The sequence below is a fragment of the Nocardioides sp. QY071 genome, from assembly GCF_029961765.1.
Classification (GTDB): domain Bacteria; phylum Actinomycetota; class Actinomycetes; order Propionibacteriales; family Nocardioidaceae; genus Nocardioides.
On record NZ_CP124681.1, the window covers coordinates 4,801,433 to 4,822,681 of the forward strand.

General features: G+C 70.5%; 24 protein-coding genes. 10 read left to right on the forward strand and 14 right to left on the reverse strand.

All coding sequences use genetic code 11. From position 1 onward, the window contains the following. Nucleotides 1–13 precede the first annotated feature (13 nt). From QI633_RS23155 to lepB, 5 genes are all read right to left on the reverse strand, one after another. Complete coding sequence (locus tag QI633_RS23155) at nucleotides 14–931, reverse strand: Abi-alpha family protein (RefSeq protein WP_222117728.1); 918 nt, start codon at nucleotides 929–931, stop codon at nucleotides 14–16. 25 nt (nucleotides 932–956) lie between these two features. Continuing rightward, a complete protein-coding gene (locus QI633_RS23160; protein ID WP_260805763.1) occupies nucleotides 957–2,291 on the reverse strand; it encodes a hypothetical protein in 1,335 nt (444 codons plus the stop codon). Nucleotides 2,292–2,393: 102 nt separating this feature from the next. Then, nucleotides 2,394–2,903, reverse strand: coding sequence for an Abi-alpha family protein (locus QI633_RS23165; RefSeq protein ID WP_282427201.1), 510 nt, complete (start codon nucleotides 2,901–2,903; stop codon nucleotides 2,394–2,396). Continuing rightward, complete coding sequence (locus QI633_RS23170) at nucleotides 2,900–4,195, reverse strand: hypothetical protein (protein ID WP_282427202.1); 1,296 nt, start codon at nucleotides 4,193–4,195, stop codon at nucleotides 2,900–2,902. Before QI633_RS23170 ends, QI633_RS23165 begins: the two co-directional genes overlap by 4 nt. A 153-nt stretch (nucleotides 4,196–4,348) precedes the next feature. Next, complete coding sequence (gene lepB, locus QI633_RS23175) at nucleotides 4,349–4,981, reverse strand: signal peptidase I (protein ID WP_282427203.1); 633 nt, start codon at nucleotides 4,979–4,981, stop codon at nucleotides 4,349–4,351. 212 nt (nucleotides 4,982–5,193) lie between these two features. Between lepB and QI633_RS23180 the strand changes: the two genes are divergently transcribed. The 6 genes from QI633_RS23180 (at nucleotide 5,194) to QI633_RS23205 (ending at nucleotide 9,296) form a co-directional block, all read left to right on the forward strand. Beyond that, the gene (locus QI633_RS23180) at nucleotides 5,194–5,784 is read left to right on the forward strand and encodes a DUF6230 family protein (protein ID WP_141797166.1); all 591 of its coding nucleotides are present in this window, start codon (nucleotides 5,194–5,196) and stop codon (nucleotides 5,782–5,784) included. Nucleotides 5,785–5,901: 117 nt separating this feature from the next. Next, nucleotides 5,902–6,381 (forward strand): DUF6114 domain-containing protein, encoded by a 480-nt coding sequence (locus tag QI633_RS23185; RefSeq protein WP_282427204.1) that lies wholly within the window; start codon nucleotides 5,902–5,904, stop codon nucleotides 6,379–6,381. After that, nucleotides 6,378–7,118 (forward strand): DUF6230 family protein, encoded by a 741-nt coding sequence (locus QI633_RS23190; protein WP_141797164.1) that lies wholly within the window; start codon nucleotides 6,378–6,380, stop codon nucleotides 7,116–7,118. The genes QI633_RS23185 and QI633_RS23190 overlap by 4 nt, the downstream gene beginning before the upstream one ends. Further along, complete coding sequence (locus tag QI633_RS23195) at nucleotides 7,118–7,546, forward strand: DUF6114 domain-containing protein (RefSeq protein ID WP_282427205.1); 429 nt, start codon at nucleotides 7,118–7,120, stop codon at nucleotides 7,544–7,546. The genes QI633_RS23190 and QI633_RS23195 overlap by 1 nt, the downstream gene beginning before the upstream one ends. 5 nt (nucleotides 7,547–7,551) lie before the next feature. After that, nucleotides 7,552–8,478 (forward strand): hypothetical protein, encoded by a 927-nt coding sequence (locus QI633_RS23200; protein WP_282427206.1) that lies wholly within the window; start codon nucleotides 7,552–7,554, stop codon nucleotides 8,476–8,478. Beyond that, nucleotides 8,478–9,296 carry a DUF6230 family protein gene (locus QI633_RS23205; protein ID WP_141797161.1) on the forward strand — a complete coding sequence of 273 codons (819 nt, stop codon included), beginning with the start codon at nucleotides 8,478–8,480 and terminating at the stop codon, nucleotides 9,294–9,296. Before QI633_RS23200 ends, QI633_RS23205 begins: the two co-directional genes overlap by 1 nt. Before the next feature lie 244 nt (nucleotides 9,297–9,540). Here QI633_RS23205 and QI633_RS23210 read toward each other — a convergent pair whose 3' ends face one another. From QI633_RS23210 to QI633_RS23240, 7 genes are all read right to left on the reverse strand, one after another. Beyond that, nucleotides 9,541–9,972 (reverse strand): MerR family transcriptional regulator, encoded by a 432-nt coding sequence (locus QI633_RS23210; RefSeq protein ID WP_141797160.1) that lies wholly within the window; start codon nucleotides 9,970–9,972, stop codon nucleotides 9,541–9,543. Next, complete coding sequence (dnaJ, locus tag QI633_RS23215; RefSeq protein ID WP_141797159.1) at nucleotides 9,972–11,168, reverse strand: molecular chaperone DnaJ; 1,197 nt, start codon at nucleotides 11,166–11,168, stop codon at nucleotides 9,972–9,974. The genes QI633_RS23210 and dnaJ overlap by 1 nt, the downstream gene beginning before the upstream one ends. Nucleotides 11,169–11,207: 39 nt before the next feature. Then, nucleotides 11,208–11,819, reverse strand: a complete 612-nt coding sequence (grpE, locus tag QI633_RS23220) for a nucleotide exchange factor GrpE (protein ID WP_141797158.1) — start codon at nucleotides 11,817–11,819, stop codon at nucleotides 11,208–11,210. Then, the gene (gene dnaK / locus QI633_RS23225; RefSeq protein WP_141797157.1) at nucleotides 11,816–13,675 is read right to left on the reverse strand and encodes a molecular chaperone DnaK; all 1,860 of its coding nucleotides are present in this window, start codon (nucleotides 13,673–13,675) and stop codon (nucleotides 11,816–11,818) included. Before dnaK ends, grpE begins: the two co-directional genes overlap by 4 nt. 426 nt (nucleotides 13,676–14,101) lie before the next feature. Further along, entirely contained in the window at nucleotides 14,102–14,707 is a 606-nt protein-coding gene (locus QI633_RS23230; RefSeq protein WP_141797156.1) for a hypothetical protein, read from the reverse strand. A 29-nt stretch (nucleotides 14,708–14,736) separates the two neighbouring features. Then, nucleotides 14,737–15,168 (reverse strand): nuclear transport factor 2 family protein, encoded by a 432-nt coding sequence (locus tag QI633_RS23235; protein ID WP_282427207.1) that lies wholly within the window; start codon nucleotides 15,166–15,168, stop codon nucleotides 14,737–14,739. 23 nt (nucleotides 15,169–15,191) lie between these two features. Then, complete coding sequence (locus tag QI633_RS23240; protein ID WP_141797154.1) at nucleotides 15,192–15,677, reverse strand: nitroreductase family deazaflavin-dependent oxidoreductase; 486 nt, start codon at nucleotides 15,675–15,677, stop codon at nucleotides 15,192–15,194. A 92-nt stretch (nucleotides 15,678–15,769) separates the two neighbouring features. Between QI633_RS23240 and QI633_RS23245 the strand changes: the two genes are divergently transcribed. Together QI633_RS23245 and QI633_RS23250 are read left to right on the forward strand one after the other, a co-directional pair. Continuing rightward, on the forward strand, nucleotides 15,770–16,660 hold the full coding sequence (locus QI633_RS23245; protein WP_141797153.1) for a TIGR03619 family F420-dependent LLM class oxidoreductase: 891 nt from the start codon (nucleotides 15,770–15,772) through the stop codon (nucleotides 16,658–16,660). Then, nucleotides 16,660–17,829: a hypothetical protein gene (locus QI633_RS23250; RefSeq protein WP_282427208.1), complete on the forward strand. Its 1,170-nt coding sequence runs from the start codon at nucleotides 16,660–16,662 to the stop codon at nucleotides 17,827–17,829. The genes QI633_RS23245 and QI633_RS23250 overlap by 1 nt, the downstream gene beginning before the upstream one ends. 91 nt (nucleotides 17,830–17,920) lie before the next feature. Here QI633_RS23250 and QI633_RS23255 read toward each other — a convergent pair whose 3' ends face one another. Further along, on the reverse strand, nucleotides 17,921–18,769 hold the full coding sequence (locus tag QI633_RS23255; protein ID WP_141797151.1) for an aldo/keto reductase: 849 nt from the start codon (nucleotides 18,767–18,769) through the stop codon (nucleotides 17,921–17,923). 102 nt (nucleotides 18,770–18,871) lie between these two features. Between QI633_RS23255 and QI633_RS23260 the strand changes: the two genes are divergently transcribed. Together QI633_RS23260 and QI633_RS23265 are read left to right on the forward strand one after the other, a co-directional pair. After that, nucleotides 18,872–19,678, forward strand: a complete 807-nt coding sequence (locus QI633_RS23260; protein ID WP_174245182.1) for an SDR family oxidoreductase — start codon at nucleotides 18,872–18,874, stop codon at nucleotides 19,676–19,678. Beyond that, nucleotides 19,671–20,828, forward strand: a complete 1,158-nt coding sequence (locus QI633_RS23265; RefSeq protein WP_282427209.1) for a sulfotransferase — start codon at nucleotides 19,671–19,673, stop codon at nucleotides 20,826–20,828. Before QI633_RS23260 ends, QI633_RS23265 begins: the two co-directional genes overlap by 8 nt. Nucleotides 20,829–20,836: 8 nt before the next feature. On the opposite strand, the gene QI633_RS23270 is transcribed toward QI633_RS23265, so the two are convergent. After that, nucleotides 20,837–21,202, reverse strand: coding sequence for a VOC family protein (locus QI633_RS23270; RefSeq protein WP_141797148.1), 366 nt, complete (start codon nucleotides 21,200–21,202; stop codon nucleotides 20,837–20,839). Between the last annotated feature and the right edge of the window lie 47 nt (nucleotides 21,203–21,249).

A 21,249-nucleotide genomic window follows, 5' to 3' on the forward strand; every position in this document is an offset into this window, starting at 1 on the left:
CCGGCCTACCGCGTCACTGTCCGTCGATCTCCGGCGGCGCCTCGTGCTCGGGCAGGTCGGAGCTGGACGCGACGGCCTCGTCGACCAGCGCCAGCTTGCAGAACTCCTCGCCGAACGGGGTGAGGTGGATGCTGCGGCGCACGACCTTGGCGAACTTCACCGAGTGCAGCGCTGCGAGCACGTCGGGCTGCGCCTCGAGCACCTGGTACTCCATGTGGTCGTGCACCGGCTCCCGGGAGAACCAGACCAGGCCCAGCCGGAACAGGTTGTTGAGGTACGACGGCACCTGCTCCAGGTAGCGCAGGCCGGCCCGCGGGCCGACCATGTTGAGGCCGGGGGCGACCAGCTGGCTGCTGACCATGCCGATCGGCCCGCCCGTGCGGACGTCGACCGACGGCTGCGGCCCCTTGCTGAGCAGCATGACCAGGATCCGGGCCTCGTCGGGGGCGAGCTCGTCGAGGATCCGGTCGAACGCCGGGTGCCGGTCGTCGGTGCTCCACACGTCGCGGGAGCGCTCCAGCAGGTCCTTGCCGCGGTCGCGCAGCGACTGGGGCCGCGACGCGACCACCTGGCCGTCGACGACGGGGGAAGCGATCACCTCGCGCGGACGGTCTGCGGTGCCACCCAGCGTCTCGCCGGCCCGCATCAGGGCGGTGGCCACGGGCACCCCGCCGGACACCTGCTTGGCGACCTCGCCGAGCGCGCCGACGTACGACCCGACGTCACGGATCAACGACGCCGCCTCGTCCCTGCTGGTGACCGCGCGTCCGACCCGCATCCAGTTGCGGGTGGTGGTGCGCAGGCCCCAGCCGGCGGTGTGCAGCGCTGCCGACCCGGCGACGCGCGCCAGGCCCGGCAGCGACTCGGCCACCGCGGGCCCGGTCAGCGCGGGCAGCCGCGGCAGGCCGTCCTGGTCGAGGTCCTCAGTCATCTCAGCCTTCCGGTGCTCGAGCGGATCACGACGGCGGGAAGCCGGGGATCCAGCCCCAATTGAAGATCCCGAGGTGGATGAACCCGCCGGCGGCACCCATGATCGCGCCGTGGGCGTAGAGCATCCACTCGTCCTCCTTGATCGCCGAGCGCATCATCTCGACGAAGTCCTTGGGCGGGAGCTCCTTGGTGCGCCGGGCGATCAGCACCTGGATCTTCTCCGACTGCTGCCGACTGAAGCCCGGGTCGCGGAACGGCGTGATCGTGCGACCGACCGCCTCCTGGGCGAAGGAGTCCTTGATGCTGTCGTAGCGCCGCCCGCCCATGGCGACGTTGACCGCGCCGCGCAGCGGGCCGGCGGCCTTGTCGATCGCGGGCCGCATGGCGGTGGCGATCATCTGGCGGGTGCGGTCGCCGCGGGGGCCGTCCATCAGGAAGTCGCCGATCCGCTCGAGCGTGATCACGTCGTCGGCGATGATCCGGGCGTAGACCTCGGCGCACTCGTCCTGGCGGCGCAGGAAAAGGCCCTGCACCTTGATGCCGAGGATCCGCCTCTCCTCCGGCGGGTCGAAGATCAGCCACATGCCGAGCAGGTTCGTGGTCCAGCCGACGACGATCCCGAGCAGCGGCAGCAGCCACCAGATGTGCCAGGTCTGGTCGATGATCGCGACCGGGATGCCCAGCAGGAAGCCGAAGATGAAGCCGAAGGCGACCATCAGGTTGAGCTCGCGCTGGCCGACGTCCTTGAAGACCTTGACTACCAGCTCGGGGTTCTTCCGGAAGTGGTCGATGACCATGATCTTCGGGTCGAGGAGCTGGTTGATGTGGACGCCGATCTCGTCGGTGATCGTCTTGACGACGCCGGGCAGCTGGGCCTGGACGCGGTCGATGACGGCCTGGCGCACCGGGCGGGGCAGGTCGCGCCACAGCCGCGGGTGCTCGCGCATCATGACGTCGTCGACGAGGTCGGGGAGGTCGGGGCGGAACACCGCGACGATGTGCTCGGCGATCTGGTCGGGCTCGAGCTGGGCGTAGAACTCGGCCGGGGTGCCGAGCTTGGCGATCACCTTGTCGACCGCGATGCTGCCCATCTTGGCGGCGCGGGCGGGGACGATGCCCTGCCAGCCGAAGCCGCCGTCCATCCAGCCGGGGACCTCCTGGAGCTTGCGCGGCAGGACGCCGGCCACCTCCTTGAGCCCGGGGATCCGGAAGCCGTAGAAGTTGATCGGCTTGAACAGCATCCACAGGCCCGACCAGTTGATCAGCCAGCCGATGATGCCCGTGAAGAACGGGATCGACACGAAGGCGAACCAGTCGACGTGGTCGGCCCAGTCCCTGAGCCCGTCCAGCACTGCGTCCACGCGTACCTCTCGTCCTTGTCGGTCCCGGCCGTGCCCCCATGCACCGGCAATGGACCCGACGGGTGGAGGTTAACGCCTGTTGTGGTAACCGGCACAGGGATCTCAGGTCACGGTGTCGCAGGAACTGCCGAGACAGGCGTGGACGAACGCCCGGCCGAACGGGGTCAGCTCCAGGCGGCGGCGTACGACGTGCGCTCGGCGGGCGGTGCGCGCGGCCGTGAGCACGGCCGGCTGGGCCTCGACCACCTGGTAGCGGGTCAGGTCGGCGACCGGCTCGTCCGTGTCGGCGACCAGGCCCAGCCGGCGCAGGTTGGTCAGGTGCAGCGGCAGGCGCTCGGGGCGTCGTACTCCCGCGCGGGCGCCGACCAGGCTCAGTCCACGCGCCAGCACGGCGGGCGCGAGGCGGCCGGCGAGGCCGCCGAGGTGGACGTCCACCGTGGGCTCGGGCCCCGAGGTGTGCAGGAACCACAGCAGCCGGGCCTCGTCGGGCGCGAGCTGGTCGAGGACCCGAGCGAAGGCGGGGTGGTCGTCCGGCGGGGCGGCCACGTCGCGGGAGCGGGCGAGGAGGGCCCGGCCGCGGGCAGCAAGGCGGTCGCGGCCGTCCCGGCTCATCCGCCGACGCCGAACAGCCACAGGTGCACGAAGCCGCCGGCGGCACCCATGAGCGCGCCGTGCGCGTAGAGCAGCCACTCGTCCTCCTTGATGGCCGCGCGCATCATCTCGACGAAGTCCCGCGGCGGCAGCTCGCGGCAGCGGTCGGCGACGAGCGTGCGGATCCGGACCGACTGCCGGGCGCTGAAGTCGGAGTCGCGCAGCGGGACCAGGGTCAGGTCGGCGGCCTCCAGCGCGACGGTACGGCGGATCGTGTCGAAGCGACGTGGCCCGACGGCGGCGCGCACGGCCGGGGCGAACGGGCCCAGGGCCAGGTCGATGGCGGGGTGCAACGCGTCGGCGATGACCTGGCGGGTCCGGTCGCCGGCGGGCCCGTCGAGGAGGTGCTCGCCGATCCGCTCGAGGGTGATCACGTCGGCGGCGATGTGCCGGGCATAGACGTCGGCCGCCTCCCACTGGCGGCGCGCGAACAGGCCCTGGACGCGCAACGGCCCGATCCGGCGGGCCTCCGGCGGCTCGAAGATCAGCCACATGCCCAGCAGGTTGGTCGCCCAGCCGACCGCGACGCCCAGCAGTGGCAGCAGCCACCACTGGTGGAGCACGTGGTCGAGGACGGCGACCGGGATGCCCAGCAGGAATCCGAAGACGAACCCGAAGACCACCATCATCCGCAGCTCGCGCGCACCGAAGTCGCGGAAGATCCGGACCACGACCTCCGGGTGCCGCTCGAAGTGGTCGATGACCATCACCTTCGGGTCGAGCAGCTGGTCGATGTGCTCGCCGATCTCGGTCGTGACCCGGCCGACGACCTGCGGCAGCTGGGCCTGGACCCGGTCGATCACGCCGGTACGGATCCCGCGCGGCAGTCGCTCCCACAGCTGCGGGTGCTCGCGCCACATGATCTCGTCCACGAGGAGGGGCACGTCCGAGCGGAAGGTCTCGACGATGTGTGCGGCGATCGCGTCCGGCTCGAGCTGCTCGTAGAAGTCGCGCGGGGTGCCGATCCGGGCGATCGCCTTGTCGACGGCGATGCTGCCCATCTTCGCGGCCCGGGCGGGCACGATGCCCTGCCAGCCGATGCCGCCGCGCAGCAGGCCGGGCACCTCCTGGAGCCGCCGCGGCAGGGCGCCCGCGACCCGCGCCAGTCCGGGCACGCGGACGCCGTGGAAGTGGATCGGCGCGAACAGCATCCACAGGCCCGACCAGTTGATCAGCCAGCCGATGAGCGCGGTGAACACGGGGATCGACCAGAAGCCGATGCCGCCGAGATCGTCCAGACCGTCCAAGAACATGGGTGTCCCGCCTTCGTCCCACCCGTGCCGGCGTCCCATGTGCCGCCGTACGGGTCCCTCTCTCCCGGGCCGGGACACTAGACCACCGCCACCCCCCTTGGCGAGGGTTCCTGTGACATTCAGTCGCAGAAAGGTCGCAGACGGGCCCGAGCGCTACTTCTCGACCGGGACCAGCCGGGCCCGGTCGGGCAGCCGGCCGAGCCCGCCGACCGGCTGCAGTCGGAGAACGATCCGGGCCGTCACCTGGGCCTCCTTCACGAAGCCGAAGGTCCGCGAGTCGTCGGAGCCGCCCCAGTTGTCACCGACGACCCAGTAGGACCCGTCGGGGACCGTGACCCACGCCGCCGGCCGGCCGCCGGGCAGCGACGTACCGTCCTCCGCGCAGCAGGCCGCGACCTTCGCGCCGACTCGTCCGGCCCAGGTCGGGTTGTCGACGGCGTAGGTCGCGTCCTCGTCCTTCGGCCGCACCAGCACGACCGGCGGGTCCTGGTCGGCACGGACCTTGATCCGGTCGCCGGGAAGGCCGATCACCCGCTTCACGACAGGGATCTCGCGATCGCCGAGCGTGCTCTCGACGATGTCGAAGCGATGGATCTCGCCCTTGCCGAACGGGTCGACCAGGAGCCGGTCGCCGGTCGAGAGGGTCGGCTCCATGCTGCTCCCGGACACCTTCACCGAGAACGCGAGAGCCGCGATGACGACGAGCATCACCGCGAAGAAGACGACCAGTGCGGCGATGCCGAGGGCGGTGCGCAGCCAGGGTCCGGAGTCGGCGCGGTGGGTCACGGCGCGCAACCGTACGTCATCCACCGTCCGTCGGCACCGGTCGAGAAGAGCTGAGAAGAAATCTGTTACTGGGTGTCGCGCACACCCGGAGATGTGTGTCACACTCCGTCACGCTTGGCCTAGAGGCATGGGGATGCGGCCAGCGTTCCACCGCCGGTTCGGGAGGGATCGGCGGGTGCCTTTTGGAGGGAAAGTTGAAGAAGGTCGAAGGAATGGGCCGCACCCGCTTGGGTCGGTTCGCAGCCGTCACGGTGCCGGCGACCCTGCTCACCGCAGGGCTCGGCGTCGCGATGCTGCAGGGAATGGTCGGCGCCGTGCTGTCGTCGGCCGACGGTTTCACGCTCAACAGTGACAGGATCACCAGTGACGGACTCAAGGCGCGCACCGGCGCGGCCAACGTCGCCGGTGGCAACCAGGCCACGATCTACGCGGAGACCGGTGCGAACACCAACGCGAGCGGCATCGAGGTCATCACGCCCGACGTGACGATCCCGCTGCTCAACCTGCCGGCGCACCTCGAGGTGACCTCCACGGACACCACGATCGCGCTGGGATCGGTCGGGCTGAACGCCAAGACCCTGACCACGCCCAACGGCGCCACGCTCGGCACCACCACCATCGGTGTCGCGCAGTCGGAGGCAGGATTCGCCAACACCGCGACGGACAGCGGGTACGTCGCCGACGCCTTCGCGCTGACGAGCTCCTCGGCAGACCTGCCGAACGTCAACGCCAAGGCCTACGCGATCACGCTGGAGAGCCTCGCGCTCGACAACCTGTCGCTCTCGGTCGCGCTCGGGAACTGATCCCGGCCTGACCTCCGACGGCGGGCAGGGCCCGTTCGCCGTCGACCCGGCACTCCCTCGTGGGGCGCGCGGCCGCGCGCCCCACGAGGTTCGACCATCTCCTCGTTGGGATCTCGCATGACTGACACCACCGTCCCCACCCCGGCGACCGCGGTCCGCACCTCGCGGCCGGCCGCCCTGTGGCAGGGCTTCGCCCGCTTCCGCCGTACCCGCCCGTTCTGGGGCGCCGTCATCCTCGCCCTCGGCGCGTACTTCATCGCCCGGCCGCTGCTCGGCGGCACCTTCGCCTTCTACACGACCGTCGGCATCCGCAGCATCACGCCGCTGCTGCTGGCCGGCGGCATGGCCGCCGCAGCCGGCATCGCCGTGGTGCTGCCCGCGCAGCGTCACTTCCCCGCGCTCGTCGCGATGATGCTCGCCGTCGCCTCGCTGCCGCTGGCCAACCTCGGCGGCTGGCTGGTCGGCATGGTCCTCGGCATCACCGGCGCCGGGCTGGTCTTCTCGTGGACGCCGTTCTCGGAGAAGCAGCTCGACCGGTTCGCCGCGAAGGACGCGGCGCGCGCCGAGAGACGCGCTGCCCGGCGGGCGGCCCGATGACCGACGTACGACTCGGCACCCGCCGGCGGGCGCTGGTGCCGCTCGCCGGCGGGCTGGTCGCGCTCGTGGCCATGTTCCAGCTGGTGAGCAGCAACGTGCTCGCGGTGAACTTCACGACCGCCAACCAGGAGTTCAAGCTCTACTCGAACTACCTGCAAGGCGCGCAGGCCGCCGGCTTCCTGGCCACCAACGACACCTCGTCGGGCCAGGACAACGGCGTCGCCGAGCTCGGCATCCGCTCCGCGAAGCTGGCCGGCCTCTGCGCGATCGCCTACGAGACCGTGCCCGTCGTCGGGGAGGTCTCGCTGATGATCCTCGCCGGGGTGCCGGTGAAGAGCTCGTTCGCCAACGGCAGCAACACCACCACCGACGGCGCCGGCAACGCACTGACCTTCGACGGCAACGGCCTACTGACCGGCGGCAACCACATCACCGCCAGCAACCTGTTCGTGAACTCCCGCTCGCTCAGCGGCTTCGGCAACCTGATCAGCGGCATGAACCTCGGCCAGAGCGCCGACACCGTCGACGACACCGCAGGCATCGCCTGGCCCGGCGGGCAGACCCCGCCCGACGCCGGCGACTTCGGCCTCACCGTGGACCGCCTCAACGTCGGCGGCCTCGGCGGCGACACCTACGGCATCAACCTGCAAGGAGCGATCACCTTGCCGAACCTCAAGATCAAGGTCGTGCCCGGCCACAAGACGCAGGCCGACTGCCCTACCCAGGCGGCCGGCTGATGAGCGCCCCGACGACGCAGGTACGGCGCCGGCTCGGCGCCGCGCGTAGGGCGTTGCGCGGGTTCCGGCGTACCCGTCCGTTCTGGGGCGGGCTGTGGTGCATCCTCGCCGGGGCCTGGATCATCCGTGCGATGTTCTTCTCGTTCCTGCTGGCGGTGAGCGGCGGGTGGAGCTACTCGGCCGGCTACATCCTCGGCGGTGGGCTGGTGCTGTTCGGGCTGGTGGCATGGTTCGCCCCGCACTACCGGGGACTCGTGGGCCTGCTCGCGGTCGGGCTGGCGCTGGCGGCGTTCGTCGCCGCCAACCTCGGCGGCTACCTCGTCGGCTCGGTGCTCGGCATCCTCGGCGGCTCGATGGTGTGGGCCTGGGGCGAGAAGGCGCCGCGGCGGGCGCGCGGCGGCCGGCGCCGGGCCGTCCCCGCCTCGTGAGGCCGGTGCGGGGAACGCTGTCGCTCGCCCGACAGCGGTCGCTGGTGCTGGGTGCGGTGCTGGCGCTGGCAGCGGCATGCGTGCTGCTCCCCCGTGCCGGGGACCGGGCGCTCGGCCAGGCGCAGAGCAGCGCCTACCAGCCGTTCGCGTGCGACCAGCCAGGCAGCAGCAACCCGCAGCAGCGCCGCCAGGACGTCCAGCTCGACAACGGCGCCGGCGACTTCAACGCGACCGGGCGGATGTACCCGTGCCTGGCCGGCGTGCGCTGGCACCTGCAGTCCGGGAACGTCGCGACCTCCAGCCCCGACGCCGGGATCGGGCAGATCCGCACGGCGTACGGCCGGAAGTTCCCCAACACCGTCTACTACGCGGCGGCGGGCTCGCGCACGGACCTCTACCAGGTCGCGTTCAGCGGGCTGCAGTTCTGCACCGACGACAACACGCCCGTCGGCGCCTGCCCCGCGAGCGGCACCACCGACATCCAGCTGTACGCCGACAGCGGGGACGCGCCGCAGCCGAAGCCCGCGGCGCCGTACCGCCTCACCATCGACCCCGACCAGGCGATCACCATCGGCGGCGCCGGGGTGTGGACCGAGGTGCTGGCGACGGCGAGCAGCTCGTTCACAGTGCCGATCGCGCAGCTGCCGACCGCCACCCACCTGGCCTGCGGCCTGGTCGGAGGTACGGCGCGCGGCGGCTTCCTCGGCATCGGCGGCACCTGTGAGCTGAGCGCCGAGGACTTCGCCGGCGACCTCGCGCAGTGGCTCGGCGGCGGCTCCAACTACACGCTGCTCGGCGTGAACCTGGACTTCTACTACCTGGTCACGCACCGGCAGAACCCGAGCGACCCCTACACGCAGGTCCCGGTCGACGGCTCCGGCAACCCGCTCAACTCGATCCAGCTGCCCAACACGACGATCTCGGTGGGTTGATGCCGGAGACGAGGAACGGGACCCGGTGGGGCCGGGCGGCGGGTGCGGCCGGCGCCGCGCTGGCGACCCTCGGCGCGCTGGCGACGCTGACCTGGCAGCAGGTGCTCGGCTTCGACGCGACCGTCGTCATCCAGGGCGGCGAGGCGACCTTCTCGTCGTCGCGGATCACCGCCGACGACGCGGCCTTCGGGATGGCGCCGGTGCGGCTGGGCAACGGCACCTGGAAGAACCTGCTGCGCGCAGGCTTCGCCCGGGCCGGCATGGACGGGCTGTGCGTCTCGAAGACCGAGTCGGTCGGGCCGCTCAAGTACACCCTCAAGCTGACCTCCGGCGACGGCACCTCCGCGCTGGAGATCGGCGCGGCCGACGCCGGCTTCGACGTCACCACCCTGCGCGGCACCGGCATCAACCTGCAGGGCAGCACCCAGATCGGTCAGGCCAGCACCGACCTGACCACGGCACCGGGCGCGGCGCCGTACGTCGCCAACCCCTTCGGTGTCCCGTCGACGTACGACGGCGGCTTCTTCGGGCCCGGCACCGGACCGCAGGTCTATGGCGCCACCGGCAACGGCGGACACGTCAACGGCCAGGGCTACACCGGCATCGACGCCACCCGCGGCGCGCTCACCGGTGTCTACGGGCAGCTGTGGCAGGCCCAGGTGAGCGGCAACATCACGCTGCCCAACCTCAAGATCCAGGTGCTGGCGTTCAAGGACGACACCGGCTTCAACGCCAACGGCACGCTCAACGCCACGCCCGACGGCATCGACGACCGCTCCTGCTGGTCGGAGGCCAGGCAAGGCACCTTCCCCCGCTGACCCGGCGCGAAGTGGCACCTGCATTCCGCCGACCCGGCGCGAAGTTGCACCTGATTTATGCCGACCCGGCGCGAAGTGACTCGAGAAATGCGCCGACCCGGCAGAAGGTGCAGCCGGATCGAGAGATCCGGAGACACTTTCTGCCGGGTCGACGGACGAGCGAGACCACTTTCTGCCGGGTCAGCGGAAATCAGGAGCCACTTCACGCCGGGTCGGCGTGAATCCCGGGGCAGTTGGAGCCGGGTCAGGGATTGCGACGCCACACGACGACGGACTGGCCGACGGCGGAGGCGGGGAGAGCGGGCAGGTTGCTGCGAGGTACGACGGGTCGCGCGGCCGCCGCCTGGCGCAGTGCCTCGCGGGTCGCCTCGAGCTCGGCGACCAGCTCGGCGTTGCGGGCGCGCAGGGCGGTGACGGCGACCTCGAGGTCGAGGATCCGCTTGACGCCCTCGATGCCGATGCCGGAAGCGGTGAGCTGCGCGATCTCGCGCAGCCGCTCGATGTCGCGGTAGGAGTACCGCCGACCGCCGCCCCCCGTGCGGCCGGGCGTGATCAGCCCGACGCGCTCGTAGGTCCGCAGCGTCTGCGGGTGCAGGCCGCTGAGCTGGGCCGCCACGCTGATGACGTAGACGGCCTCCTCCTCACCCGGAGGGCCCTGCGGCGGTCGGGCGGCCATCAGCTCGCGTCCTGGAACAGCCCGGACCGCAGCCCGGAGTCGTCGGTCGCGGCGGCGTACGCCTCCAGCGCCTCCTTGGCCTCGGCACCGAGGTTGCTCGGCACCTGGACCTCGACCGTGGCCAGCAGGTCGCCCCGCGTGCCGTCGGCCTTGGCGGCCCCCTTGCCGCGCACCCGGAAGGTGCGCCCGTTGGGGGTGCCGGCGGGGACCTTGAGGGTCACCGGGCTGCCGCCGAGCGTGGGGATCTTGATCTCCGCGCCGAGGGCGAGCTCGGTGAACGACACGGGTACGTCGACGGTGAGGTGCTCGCCCTTGCGACCGAACACCCGGTGACCGGTGACCTTGACGGTGACGTAGAGGTCGCCGGCAGGGCCGCCGTTCTCGCCCGCGCCGCCCTTGCCGCGCAGCCGGATCCGCTGGCCGTCCTTGACCCCGGCGGGGATCTTGGCCTGGATGGTCCGGGTGGCCCGGCCCTGGCCGGTACCGTGACAGGTGGGGCACGGGTCGTCGTAGACGAGCTGGCGTCCGCCGCACGTCGGGCAGGTCTCGTTCATCGAGAACCCGCCGCCGACCGAGGCCGTGACGACACCGGCGCCGTCGCACGTCGAGCAGACGTGCGGCTGCGTGCCGGGCTTGCCGCCCGTGCCGTGACAGGTCGCGCAGGCACCGTCGGAGCTGACCCGCAGCGACACCGTGGCGCCCTCGAGCGCCTCGGTGAAGCCGATGGTCGCGGCCGTCTCCAGGTCGGCACCGCGGGTGGCCCGCGGCGCGCGCGACCGGGTCCGGCCGCCGCCACCGAACAGGTCGCCGAACAGGTCGCCGAAGCCACCACCGCCACCACCCGCACGGTCGCGGAGCAGGTCCTCCACGTTGACGCTGCCGCCGAAGCCACCACCGAAGCCGCCGGCACCGCCGCCGAAGCCGGCCCCGGCGGGGAAACCACCGCGGCCGAACATCTCGCGGGCCTGGTCGTACTTCTTGCGCTTGTCGGCGTCACCGATGACGTCGTACGCCTCGGCCACCGCCTTGAACTTGTCGTGCTTGACGGTGTCGTCGGGGTGCGAGTCGGGGTGGTTGGCGCGCGCGAGCTTGCGGTAGGCCTTCTTGATCTCGTCCTGCGACGCGGTCTTCGCGACCCCGAGCTCCTTGTAGAAGTCCTTGGTCGCCCAGTCGGACCGGATCCCGTCGTCACTCATCGCACACCTCCCTCCTCGTCGTTGCTGTCGTGTCTGTCATCAAGCGGGGTCGACCACCAGCACCTGCGCTGCGCGGACCACCCGGTCACCGATCTTGTAGCCGGCCTTCGCGATCACCTTGCAGGTGGTCACCTCGACCTCGGCGTCGGTGCCGATGTGCGAGAGGGCCTCGTGGACGGTGGGGTCGAACGCGTCGCCGACCTCGCCGAACTTCACCAGGCCCAGCCCGGCGACCACGCGCTCGAGCTGCTCGGCCGTGGCCTTGAAGCCACCCTCGAGCGGCTCGTGCTCACGGGCCCGGTCGATGGTGTCGAGTACGTCGATGATGGGCGTGAGCGCGGCGTACGTCGCGTTCTCGCGCAGCAGCTCGCGGTCGCGCTCGACGCGGCGCTTGTAGTTGAGGAACTCCGCCTGCAGGCGCTGCAGGTCGAGGGTCCGCTCCTCGAGCTCCATCTTCGTGACGGTCAGCTCGTCGGCCCCGGCCCCGGCCCCGGCCTCGACCCCGGGCGCTTCGGGGCTCTCGGCCGCCCCGGCCACCTCGGGCTCGTCGCCCTCGGGCGAGGGAGCCGGGTCTCGAGACGGTTGCTGCGCAACCTCCTCGACCTCCGGACGCGACTCCCCCTCCTCCGGGTTGAGGTTCTCCTCGGTCACTTGGTGTCGCCCTCGGTGTCCTCGTCGACGATCTCGGCCTCGACGACGTCGTCGTCCGACTCACCGGTCGCGCCGGTGGTGCCGCCCGCGGCGGCGGAGTCGGCCTCGGCGGCGGCGTACATCGCGGCACCCATCTTCTGGCTGGACTCACCCAGCTTGGAGATGGCGGCGGTCAGGTCCTCGGAGCTGGACTCGGCGTTCTCGAGGACGCCCTTGAGCGCCTCGACGTCGGTGGTCACCTCGGCCTTGACGTCGTCGGGGATCTTGTCGCCGTTGTCGGCCAGGAACTTCTCGGTCGTGTAGACGAGCTGCTCGCCCTGGTTGCGGACCTCGACGGCCTCGCGACGCTTGGCGTCCTCCTCGGCGTACTGCTCGGCCTCCTTGACCATGCGGTCGATGTCGTCCTTGGACAGCGCGCTGCCACCGGAGATCGTCATCGACTGCTCACGACCGGACGCCTGGTCCTTGGCGGAGACGTGGACGATGCCGTTGGCGTCGATGTCGAAGGTGACCTCGATCTTCGGCACGCCGCGCGGGGCCGGCGGGAGGCCGGTCAGCTCGAAGTTGCCGAGGCCCTGGTTCTGCGACCAGATCGCGCGCTCGCCCTGGGCGACCTTGATCTCGACCGACGGCTGGTTGTCGTCGGCGGTCGTGAAGATCTCGGACCGCTTGGTCGGGATGGTGGTGTTCCGCTCGATGAGGGTGGTGAAGACGCCGCCCTTGGTCTCGATGCCGAGGCTCAGCGGGGTGACGTCGAGGAGCAGGACGTCCTTGACCTCACCGGCGAGGACACCGGCCTGCAGGGCGGCGCCGACGGCGACGACCTCGTCCGGGTTGACGCCCTTGTTGGGCTCCTTGCCGCCGAGCATCTCCTTGACCAGCTCGGTGACCGCGGGCATGCGGGTCGAGCCGCCGACGAGGACCACGTGGTCGATCGCGGAGAGCTCGACGCCGCCGTCCTTGAGGACGTTCTGGAACGGCGCCTTGGTGCGCTCGAGCAGGTCGGCCGTCAGCCGCTGGAACTCCGAGCGGGTGAGCCGCTCCTCGAAGTGCAGCGGGCCGTTCTCCCCGTGGGTGATGTAGGGCAGGTGGATCGTGGTGTCGCTCGAGGAGGACAGCTCGATCTTCGCCTTCTCCGCGGCCTCCTGGAGGCGCTGCGCGGCGATCTTGTCGGCGGACAGGTCGACGCCGTTGGCGTCCTTGAACTTCTTGACCATCCACTCGACGATCGCGTTGTCCCAGTCGTCGCCACCGAGGTGGTTGTCGCCGCTGGTGGCCTTGACCTCGACGACGCCCTCACCGATCTCGAGCAGGGACACGTCGAACGTGCCGCCACCGAGGTCGTAGACGAGGATCGTCTGGTCGTCACCCTTGTCGAGGCCGTACGCCAGCGCGGCCGCGGTGGGCTCGTTGACGATGCGGTCGACCTTGAGGCCCGCGATCTCGCCGGCCTCCTTGGTGGCCTGGCGCTGCGCGTCGGAGAAGTACGCCGGGACCGTGATCACCGCGTTGGTGACGGTCTCGCCGAGGTAGGCCTCGGCGTCGCGCTTGAGCTTCTGCAGGATGAACGCCGAGATCTGCTGCGGCGTGAAGTCCTTGTCCACCGGGTCGCCGATGTGCTGGGTCCAGTCGGTGCCCATGTGGCGCTTGACCGACCGGATGGTGCGGTCCACGTTGGTGACCGCCTGGCGCTTCGCGACCTCACCGACGAGCACCTCACCGCTCTTCGCGAAGGCGACGACGGACGGCGTGGTCCGTGCTCCCTCCGCGTTGGCGATGACCGTGGGCTCGCCGCCCTCGAGGACCGCGACGACGCTGTTCGTCGTACCGAGGTCGATGCCGACCGCTCGTGCCATGTGTGCTTCTCCTTGTGCGTGCAGATGTGGATTCAAGTTAGTTGAGCCGGATGGACTCAAGTCTGACATAGGCTCCAACGGCGGGGTACCGGGGGTTGTTCCCGCCCGGTCGAACATCTTTTCCGGGGTCACTCCAGCCCCCGTGGGGACAGACAGGGCTCGTCGCGTCCCGACGCTTGTAACTACGTGTTACAGCACGGAATTCGTGGCACGTGCGCCCGGGTAGTTGTCGTAACACCCGGGTAGTCGACCTCCGGGCGTGGCGCACCTCAACGATTGGCCTTCCAGAGGGACACGGACGACCGGAGGCACGTGCGCACCGCCCGCCGGCAACTACCTCGGCGCCATGACACCCACCCGGGCGTTATTGCACCCGAATTCGTGACGTAACACGTAGTTACAAGTCCGGTGAACCGGCGAACAGGCTCAGCCGACGGTGACGCTGATCTCGTTGCTGACGGTGCCGCTGTCGCGGTCGACCACGCGGAACCGGTTGACGCCGCTGACGCCGGTGAAGATGTAGCTGGAGAAGGTGCCGTTGGTGACGCCGACGCTGGCCGGGAAGTCGGCCCAGTCGCCGTTCTCGAAGCGCTGGACGAACAGGATCGCGCCCTCGCCGCCGGGGTAGACGCCGCTGAAGTAGATCCGCTCGCCGCTGGCGACGGTGGTCGCGAGGGCCTGCAGCGAGATCTGGCCGGCGGCCGGGGTCTCACTGGTCAGCTCGGTGGTCGGCTCGTCCTCGGGGACCTGGGCGCCGCTGTCGCCCGCCGCGGGCTCGTCGGTGTCCTGGGTGTGCAGGGTGACCAGCGGGCCCGTGGCCTCGTCGGTCTCCACCGGCGTGGGCAGGTACATCGACTGGTGCACCGTGGAGCGCGCGGAGGAGTCACCGTTGTCACCGCCGAGTCCGAGCACCTTGGTGCCGACGAGGGCGACCAGGGCCAGGACCAGGCCGACGCCCAGGGCGACCGCCACCAGCGCCACCACCCCGTTGACCACGGGACGTTCGGCAGGAGGCTGCTGCTGGTCGCTCACCCGCCCATTGTCCAGACGGGCCGAAGAAATCAGAAACCGCGCGTCCAGACGACCTGCTCGTGCAGGCGGCGTGAGCGCCAGCCGTCCGCCGTACGGACGAAGGTGTGGCGGTAGAGACCGCCGACCTCGACCACCCGTTCCCCGCCCTTGCCGTCACCGATGCGCATCGGGTTGTGGAAGTACGCCGCGACGGCGGCCTCGTCGCCGTCGTCGGCGAACTGGTAGGAGATCTGGCCGAGCATGTGGATCCGGTGCGTCGAGAAGCCCGGCAGCGCCTCGGCGAGCCACGCCTTGACCACCGGGAAGGCGTCGGCGACGCCGCCGCTCTCGGTGTAGTCGATCTGCGCGTCGGGGGTGAAGACCGTGTCGAGCCGGTCGAAGTCGCCCTCGTCGACGGCGAGGGTGTAGCGGGTGATCGCGTCGGCGATCTCGGCGCGGTCGATCAGCTGCTGGACGTCCACGTCTGTCGTTCTCCTCGGTTGTCTCAGCGGGGCTCGAGGACGACGACCGGGATCTCCCGGTCGGTCCAGGCCTGGTAGTTGTCGAAGTCGGCGTACAGGTCGACCAGGCGCGGCCACAGCGCGGCGCGCTCCTCGGGCCCGGCGACCCGGGCGCGCACGGCCCGGCTGCGCTCACCGGGCACGGCGACGGTGGTGTCGGGGCTCGCCACCAGGTTGTGCAGCCACTGCGGGTTCTTCGGCAGTCCGCCCTGGGAGGCGACGATCACCAGGTCCGCGCCGTCGGCGAGGTACAGCAGTGGCGTGGTGAACCGGGCGCCGCTCCTGCGGCCAACGTGGTCGAGCAGGAGCACCGGGACCGGCTTCTTCCAGCCGGCGCCGATCCGCCAGGTCGCACCGACCCGGCCGTTGGTGAGCCGGTAGATGGCAACGTTCGCCTTGGCGCCGTACTTGATGATCTTGGCGACGATCGGCTTGTCGAGGCCGTCGGGCTTCGGCTTGGTGGTTGCCATGGGACTCACTCTGGCAGAAATCTAGAACGCGTTCTACAGTTCGAGACGTTCGCTCGTTCCTCGCGAACTCCTCACTGACCGGACGGAATCCGATGCGCTTCTCCTTCGCCGAGGGCATGACCCAGGCCGACTACTACGCCCCGCTCGCTCAGGCCTGCGAGGCCGCCGGCTACACGTCGATGACCATCGCGGACAGCCTGATCTACCCGCAGGAGTCGGACTCGAAGTACCCCTACACCGACACCGGGGACCGCGAGTTCCTGCTCGGCAAGGAGTTCATCGAGACCTTCATCCTGTGCGCGACCCTGTTCGCGGTGACCGAGAAGCTCCGGCTGACGCCGTTCGTGCTCAAGCTCCCGATCCGCCCGCCGGTGCTGGTGGCCAAGCAGGCCTCGTCGCTGGCCTTCCTGTCGAAGAACCGCCTCGGCCTCGGCGTCGGCCTGTCCCCGTGGCCCGAGGACTTCGCCGCGCTCGGCGTCCCGTGGGAGAGGCGCGGCAAGCGGATGGACGAGTGCATGGACATCCTGCGCGGCCTCACCCAGCCCGGCGACGAGCCGACCTTCTTCGGCTACCAGGGCGAGTTCTTCGACATCGAGCCGCTCCAGCAGTGCCCCGCCCCGACCGAGAGGATCCCGCTGCTCGTCGGCGGCCACTCGGACGCGGCCCTGCGCCGCGCCGTACGCAAGGGCGACGGATGGATGCACGCGGGGGGCGACGGCGAGGAGCTCGATCGGCTGCTCACCCGGCTCGCGGAGATCCGCGCGGAGGAGGGCGACACCCGCGACGACTTCGAGGTGCACGTGATCTCGTACGACGCCTACACGCTCGACGGCATCAAGCGCCTCGAGGACAAGGGCGTCACCGACTGCATCGTCGGCTTCCGGGTGCCCTACATCAAGGGCCCCGACACCGAGCCCCTCGAGACCAAGATCAAGCACCTCGAGCAGTACGCCGAGAACATCATCGCGAAGGCGAACGCCTGATGACGGGCTCGTCCGCCGCGCTCGGGCTGACCGCTCCCCTGCAGGCGGCGATCGCCGAGGCCGAGGAGCTGATCGCGAACGCGCCGTTCATCAGGACCGAGGCCGACCGGCTCGAGGGCTACGACTACCTGGCCGGCCGGATCCGGATGGCGATGCAGACCGCGTTCGACTACGACCTCGAGCAGCCGGTCTTCATCAACCCGACCCACCAGTTCTCGCGACAGGGCCTCGACAACCCGGACGCGGTCTACTTCAACGCCTACCTGCGCGAGGGGGTCTCCTACGTCGTACGCGGTCGGCGCGGCACGTCGGCCGACCTGTCCTTCCAGGTGATGGGCGGCAGCTACAGCGCCGACTCGGCCGCCACCTCGCTGATGGCCTTCGACGACCGCGAGCTCGACGTCGCCGAGGACGGGTCGTTCGAGTTCACCTATGTCGCCGAGCCGGGCGCGAAGACGCTGATCGTCCGCGAGGTCTTCAACGACTGGGACACCGAGGTCCGCGGCACGCTCACCATCGAGCGGGTCGACACCATCGGGCAGGCGCGCCGGCCGCTGAGCGAGGCGACGCTGCGCAAGAAGTACGAGGTGGCCGCGCGGTCGCTGACCAGCTCGATCCAGACCTGGTTCGCCTTCCCTCACTTCTTCCAGTACAAGGAGCCGGTCAACACCCTGACCGTCCCCGCCTCCACCCCCGGCGGCCTGTCGTCGCAGTTCTCCTCGATCGGTCACTACGAGCTGGCCGAGGACGAGGCGATGATCGTGTCGGTCCCGCGCTGCGACGACTGCACCTACCAGGCGATCCAGGTCGGCTCGGACTGGTACGCCTCGACCGACTACGAGACGCACCAGACCTCGCTCACCAAGGCCCAGGCATCGTCGGACCCAGACGGCGTGATGCGGTTCGTGATCTCCGAGCGCCCGCCCGGCCCCGACGGCGCCCCGATCGCCAACTGGCTCGAGACCACCGGTCACCGCACCGGCCCGATCATGCTGCGCTGGCAGCAGCTCACCCGTGCGCTCTCGGCCGAGGACGGGCCGGCGGTCGAGATCGTGCCGGTCACCGAGGTGGCCAAGCACCTTCCCGGGCTGGTCGGGTTGTCCGGCGAGGAGTACGGCGAGCGGATCGCCGCGCGGCAGCGGGCGGTGGCGCGACGGATGATCTCCTGACGATCCCCTCGTCCCACCCGGCGTTCGGGTCGCGATCGGTGCCGACCTGCGACCCGGACGCCGGGTACGACGTCCCGGGGCCCGGCGAGGGTCAGGCGGGGATCCAGTCGAAGACGTCCGGGTTCGGGCCCTGACGGCCGGCCTCGCCCTTGTCGAGGGCGGCGAGCGCGGCGACCTCGTCGTCGGTGAGCGCGAAGTCGAAGACCTCGAAGTTCTCGGCCAGGCGTGCCTTGTTGAGCGACTTCGGGAACACGATGTCGCCGCGGTCGAGCGCCCAGCGCAGGAGTACCTGCGCGGGCGTCTTGCCGTGGCGCTCGGCGAGCGCGGTCACGGCGGGGTCGGTCAGCTCGCCGCCGCCCTGCCCGAGCGGGGACCAGGCCTGGACGTGCGCGCCGTGGCCGGTGGTCGCGGCACGGACCGCGTCGTTGGCGAAGTAGGGGTGCGCCTCGACCTGGTTGACGGCCGGCACGACCCCGGTGGCCGCGACGATCCGGTCGAGGTGGTCGGGCTGGAAGTTGGAGACACCGACCGAGGTGGTCAGGCCGGCCTCGCGGAGCTCCAGCAGCGCCTCCCAGGTGGAGACGAAGTCTCCGTCGTACCGGGTCGGCAGTGGCCAGTGGATCAGGAAGAGGTCGACCTTCTCGAGGCCGAGCTTGTCGAGGGAGACCTTCAGCGAGTCCTTGGCGGCGCCGGGCTCGTGACGGTTGTTGTTGAGCTTGGTCGTGACGTACAGGTCTTCGCGGGCGAGACCGGAGGCGGCGATCGCGGCGCCGACGCCCTCCTCGTTGCCGTACATCTGGGCGGTGTCGACGTGGCGGTAGCCGAGCTCGAGGGCGTCGGACACGACGCGCTCGGTGTCGGCCAGCGGCACCTGCCACACGCCGAGGCCGAACTGCGGGATGGTGGTCTGGTCGTTGAGGTCGATCCGGGGAGTGCTCACCTCCGTTCCAACGGCGTCACCGCGCGGCTATTCCGCGTACCCCGGGGCCGTGCGCGAAATGAGCCCTTCCGCAAAACTGAAACACGTTCTAGTGTGTCCGCCATGGTGGATCTCCTGACGGACAAGGTCATCGTGCTCTCCGGCGTCGGGCCGGGCCTGGGTCGCTCGCTCGGCGAGGAGGCCGCGAAGATGGGCGCCGACCTGGTGCTCGCGAGCCGGACCCCCAAGCGCCTGGAGAAGATGGCGGAGACCGTCCGCTCCCACGGTCGCCGCGCGCTCGTCGTACCGACCGACATCACCGACGAGGACCAGCGCAAGGCACTGGTCGAGGCGGCGCTCGACGAGTTCGGCAAGGTCGACTGCCTGATCAACAACGCCTTCGGCATCCCGCCGATGGACCCGATCAGCACCCTGGACCTCGACGGCCTGCGCAGCGCCAACGAGACCAACGTCTTCGCGCCGCTGCGGTTGACCTCGTTGTTCGCCGACGCCCTCGCCCGTTCCGATGATCCAGCCGAGGACAAGACCGGCGGCTCGGTGATCATGGTCAACTCGTGCGTGATCTACAGCAGCCAGCCGGAGTATTCCGGCTACAAGCTGTCGAAGGGCACCCTCGAGCACCTCGCCCAGTCGCTGGCCACCGAGCTCGGCCCGCGTGGCATCCGGGTCAACAGCGTGGCGCCGTCGTACATCTACGAGGACGTCAACAAGGCCTACTTCGACTGGATCGCGCAGGAGTCGGGTCGCACCCACGAGGACGTGTACGCCGAGAAGGCGGCGCCCACCGACCTGAAGCGGCTCGCCACCCCCGACGAGGTCGCCCGCGCCGCCCTCTTCCTCGCCTCCGACCTGGCCTCGGCCGTCACCGGCCAGATGCTCAACGTCGACTGCGGGGAATTCCATGCCTGAGCCCCGCCAGCGCGCGGACGTCGGCACGTTCGAGGACATCTGCGACGCCGCGACCCGCACCACCGGCCTCACCGACTTCGGCTTCGCCGACGCGCCCGGGCACGAGGAGGCGTTCCGGGTGCTGGTCGAGGACCTGGGGTCCGCCGAGGCGGGCCTGACCGGGGTCGGCAACTACTTCATGCGCTCGCAGGTCAAGAGCTCCCTCGTGGCCCGCCTGCTCACCCAGGCGCGGTTCACCGAGTTCCCCCAGCACGCGGAGGTCGCCATCGAGCGGCCGATCTTCGTGCTCGGCCTCCCCCGGACCGGTACGACGGCCCTGAGCCGGCTGCTCTGCGCGGACCCGGCGAACCAGGGCCTCGAGATGTGGCTGACCGAGTTCCCCCAGCCCCGCCCGCCGCGGGAGACGTGGGAGGACGACCCGATCTTCAACGCGATGCAGGCGGCGTTCCGCGAGCACCACATCACCAACCCGGAGTTCATGGGCATCCACTACTCCGACGCCACCGAGCCCGAGGAGTGCTGGCGCGTGCTGCGCCAGACCGGAAAGTCGCTCGGCTTCGAGTCGCTGGCCCACGTGCCGGCGTACTCCCGCTGGCTGGCGACCCAGTCGTGGACCGACGCCTACGAGCGCCACCGCCAGAACCTGCAGCTGATCGGGCTCAACGACCGGGACCGGCGCTGGGTGCTCAAGAACCCCTCGCACCTGATCGCGCTCGACGCACTGCTCGAGGTCTACCCCGACGCGCTGGTCGTGATGACCCAGCGCGACCCGGTCACCTCGGTCGCCTCCGCGTGCTCGCTGTCCGCCGAGGCGACCGACGGCCACTCGACGACCTTCGTCGGCGAGACCCTCGGCCGTGACCAGCTCGGGCACCTCACCCGGCAGTGGGACGCGTTCTGGCAGGCGCGCGAGAAGGCCGACGAGCGCCAGTTCTTCGACGTCGACTACCGCGGCTTCGTGCAGGACCCGGTCGGCACCGTCGGCGCGATCTACGACGCCTTCGGCCTCACCTGGAGCCAGGCTGCACAGGACGCCGTCCGCAGGCTCGACGAGGAGTCGCGCAGCGGCCCCCGCCGCCCCGCGCACCAGTACGACCTCGCGGACTACGGCATCACGGAGGACGAGGTAAGGGAGTCGTTCGCCCGCTGAGCGTCACGTCACCCGGCCACCTTGCACAGGCAGAACGGGTGGCCGGCCGGGTCGAGGAACACCCGGAAGCTCGTGCCGGGCTGGTGCGGGTGCTTGGTCGCGCCGAGCGCGAGGGTCGCCGTCTCGGCCACGTCGAGTTCGTCGACGTCGACGTCGAGGTGCACCTGCTGCGGAACGTCCTGACCCGGCCAGTCGGGAGCGCGGTAGTCGTCGACCCGCTGCAGCTGGATCGAGCGGTCGCCGGACCAGACCGCGCCCCACGAGCCGTCGTCCTCCACGTTGGACTCCCAGCCGAGGAGCGCGGCGTAGAAGTCGGCGAGGACCCGCGGGTCGGGGCAGTCGATGACGAACTGGGGATTGCGTGCGATGGCCATGGAACGACGCTAGGCGCTACCTCCGACACGCTCCTGTCCACAGGCCC

Excerpts from the sequence above, each read along its gene's own strand:
- QI633_RS23155 (WP_222117728.1), bottom strand. The coding sequence starts at position 931 with ATGACTGAGGACCTCGACCAGGACGGCCTGCCGCGGCTGCCCGCGCTG.
- QI633_RS23165 (WP_282427201.1), bottom strand. The coding sequence starts at position 2,903 with ATGAGCCGGGACGGCCGCGACCGCCTTGCTGCCCGCGGCCGGGCCCTC.
- QI633_RS23170 (WP_282427202.1), bottom strand. The coding sequence starts at position 4,195 with ATGTTCTTGGACGGTCTGGACGATCTCGGCGGCATCGGCTTCTGGTCG.
- QI633_RS23180 (WP_141797166.1), top strand. The coding sequence starts at position 5,194 with ATGGGCCGCACCCGCTTGGGTCGGTTCGCAGCCGTCACGGTGCCGGCG.
- QI633_RS23185 (WP_282427204.1), top strand. The coding sequence starts at position 5,902 with ATGACTGACACCACCGTCCCCACCCCGGCGACCGCGGTCCGCACCTCG.
- QI633_RS23190 (WP_141797164.1), top strand. The coding sequence starts at position 6,378 with ATGACCGACGTACGACTCGGCACCCGCCGGCGGGCGCTGGTGCCGCTC.
- QI633_RS23195 (WP_282427205.1), top strand. The coding sequence starts at position 7,118 with ATGAGCGCCCCGACGACGCAGGTACGGCGCCGGCTCGGCGCCGCGCGT.
- QI633_RS23205 (WP_141797161.1), top strand. The coding sequence starts at position 8,478 with ATGCCGGAGACGAGGAACGGGACCCGGTGGGGCCGGGCGGCGGGTGCG.
- QI633_RS23210 (WP_141797160.1), bottom strand. The coding sequence starts at position 9,972 with ATGGCCGCCCGACCGCCGCAGGGCCCTCCGGGTGAGGAGGAGGCCGTC.
- dnaJ (WP_141797159.1), bottom strand. The coding sequence starts at position 11,168 with ATGAGTGACGACGGGATCCGGTCCGACTGGGCGACCAAGGACTTCTAC.
- dnaK (WP_141797157.1), bottom strand. The coding sequence starts at position 13,675 with ATGGCACGAGCGGTCGGCATCGACCTCGGTACGACGAACAGCGTCGTC.
- QI633_RS23240 (WP_141797154.1), bottom strand. The coding sequence starts at position 15,677 with ATGGCAACCACCAAGCCGAAGCCCGACGGCCTCGACAAGCCGATCGTC.
- QI633_RS23245 (WP_141797153.1), top strand. The coding sequence starts at position 15,770 with ATGCGCTTCTCCTTCGCCGAGGGCATGACCCAGGCCGACTACTACGCC.
- QI633_RS23250 (WP_282427208.1), top strand. The coding sequence starts at position 16,660 with ATGACGGGCTCGTCCGCCGCGCTCGGGCTGACCGCTCCCCTGCAGGCG.
- QI633_RS23260 (WP_174245182.1), top strand. The coding sequence starts at position 18,872 with ATGGTGGATCTCCTGACGGACAAGGTCATCGTGCTCTCCGGCGTCGGG.
- QI633_RS23265 (WP_282427209.1), top strand. The coding sequence starts at position 19,671 with ATGCCTGAGCCCCGCCAGCGCGCGGACGTCGGCACGTTCGAGGACATC.
- QI633_RS23270 (WP_141797148.1), bottom strand. The coding sequence starts at position 21,202 with ATGGCCATCGCACGCAATCCCCAGTTCGTCATCGACTGCCCCGACCCG.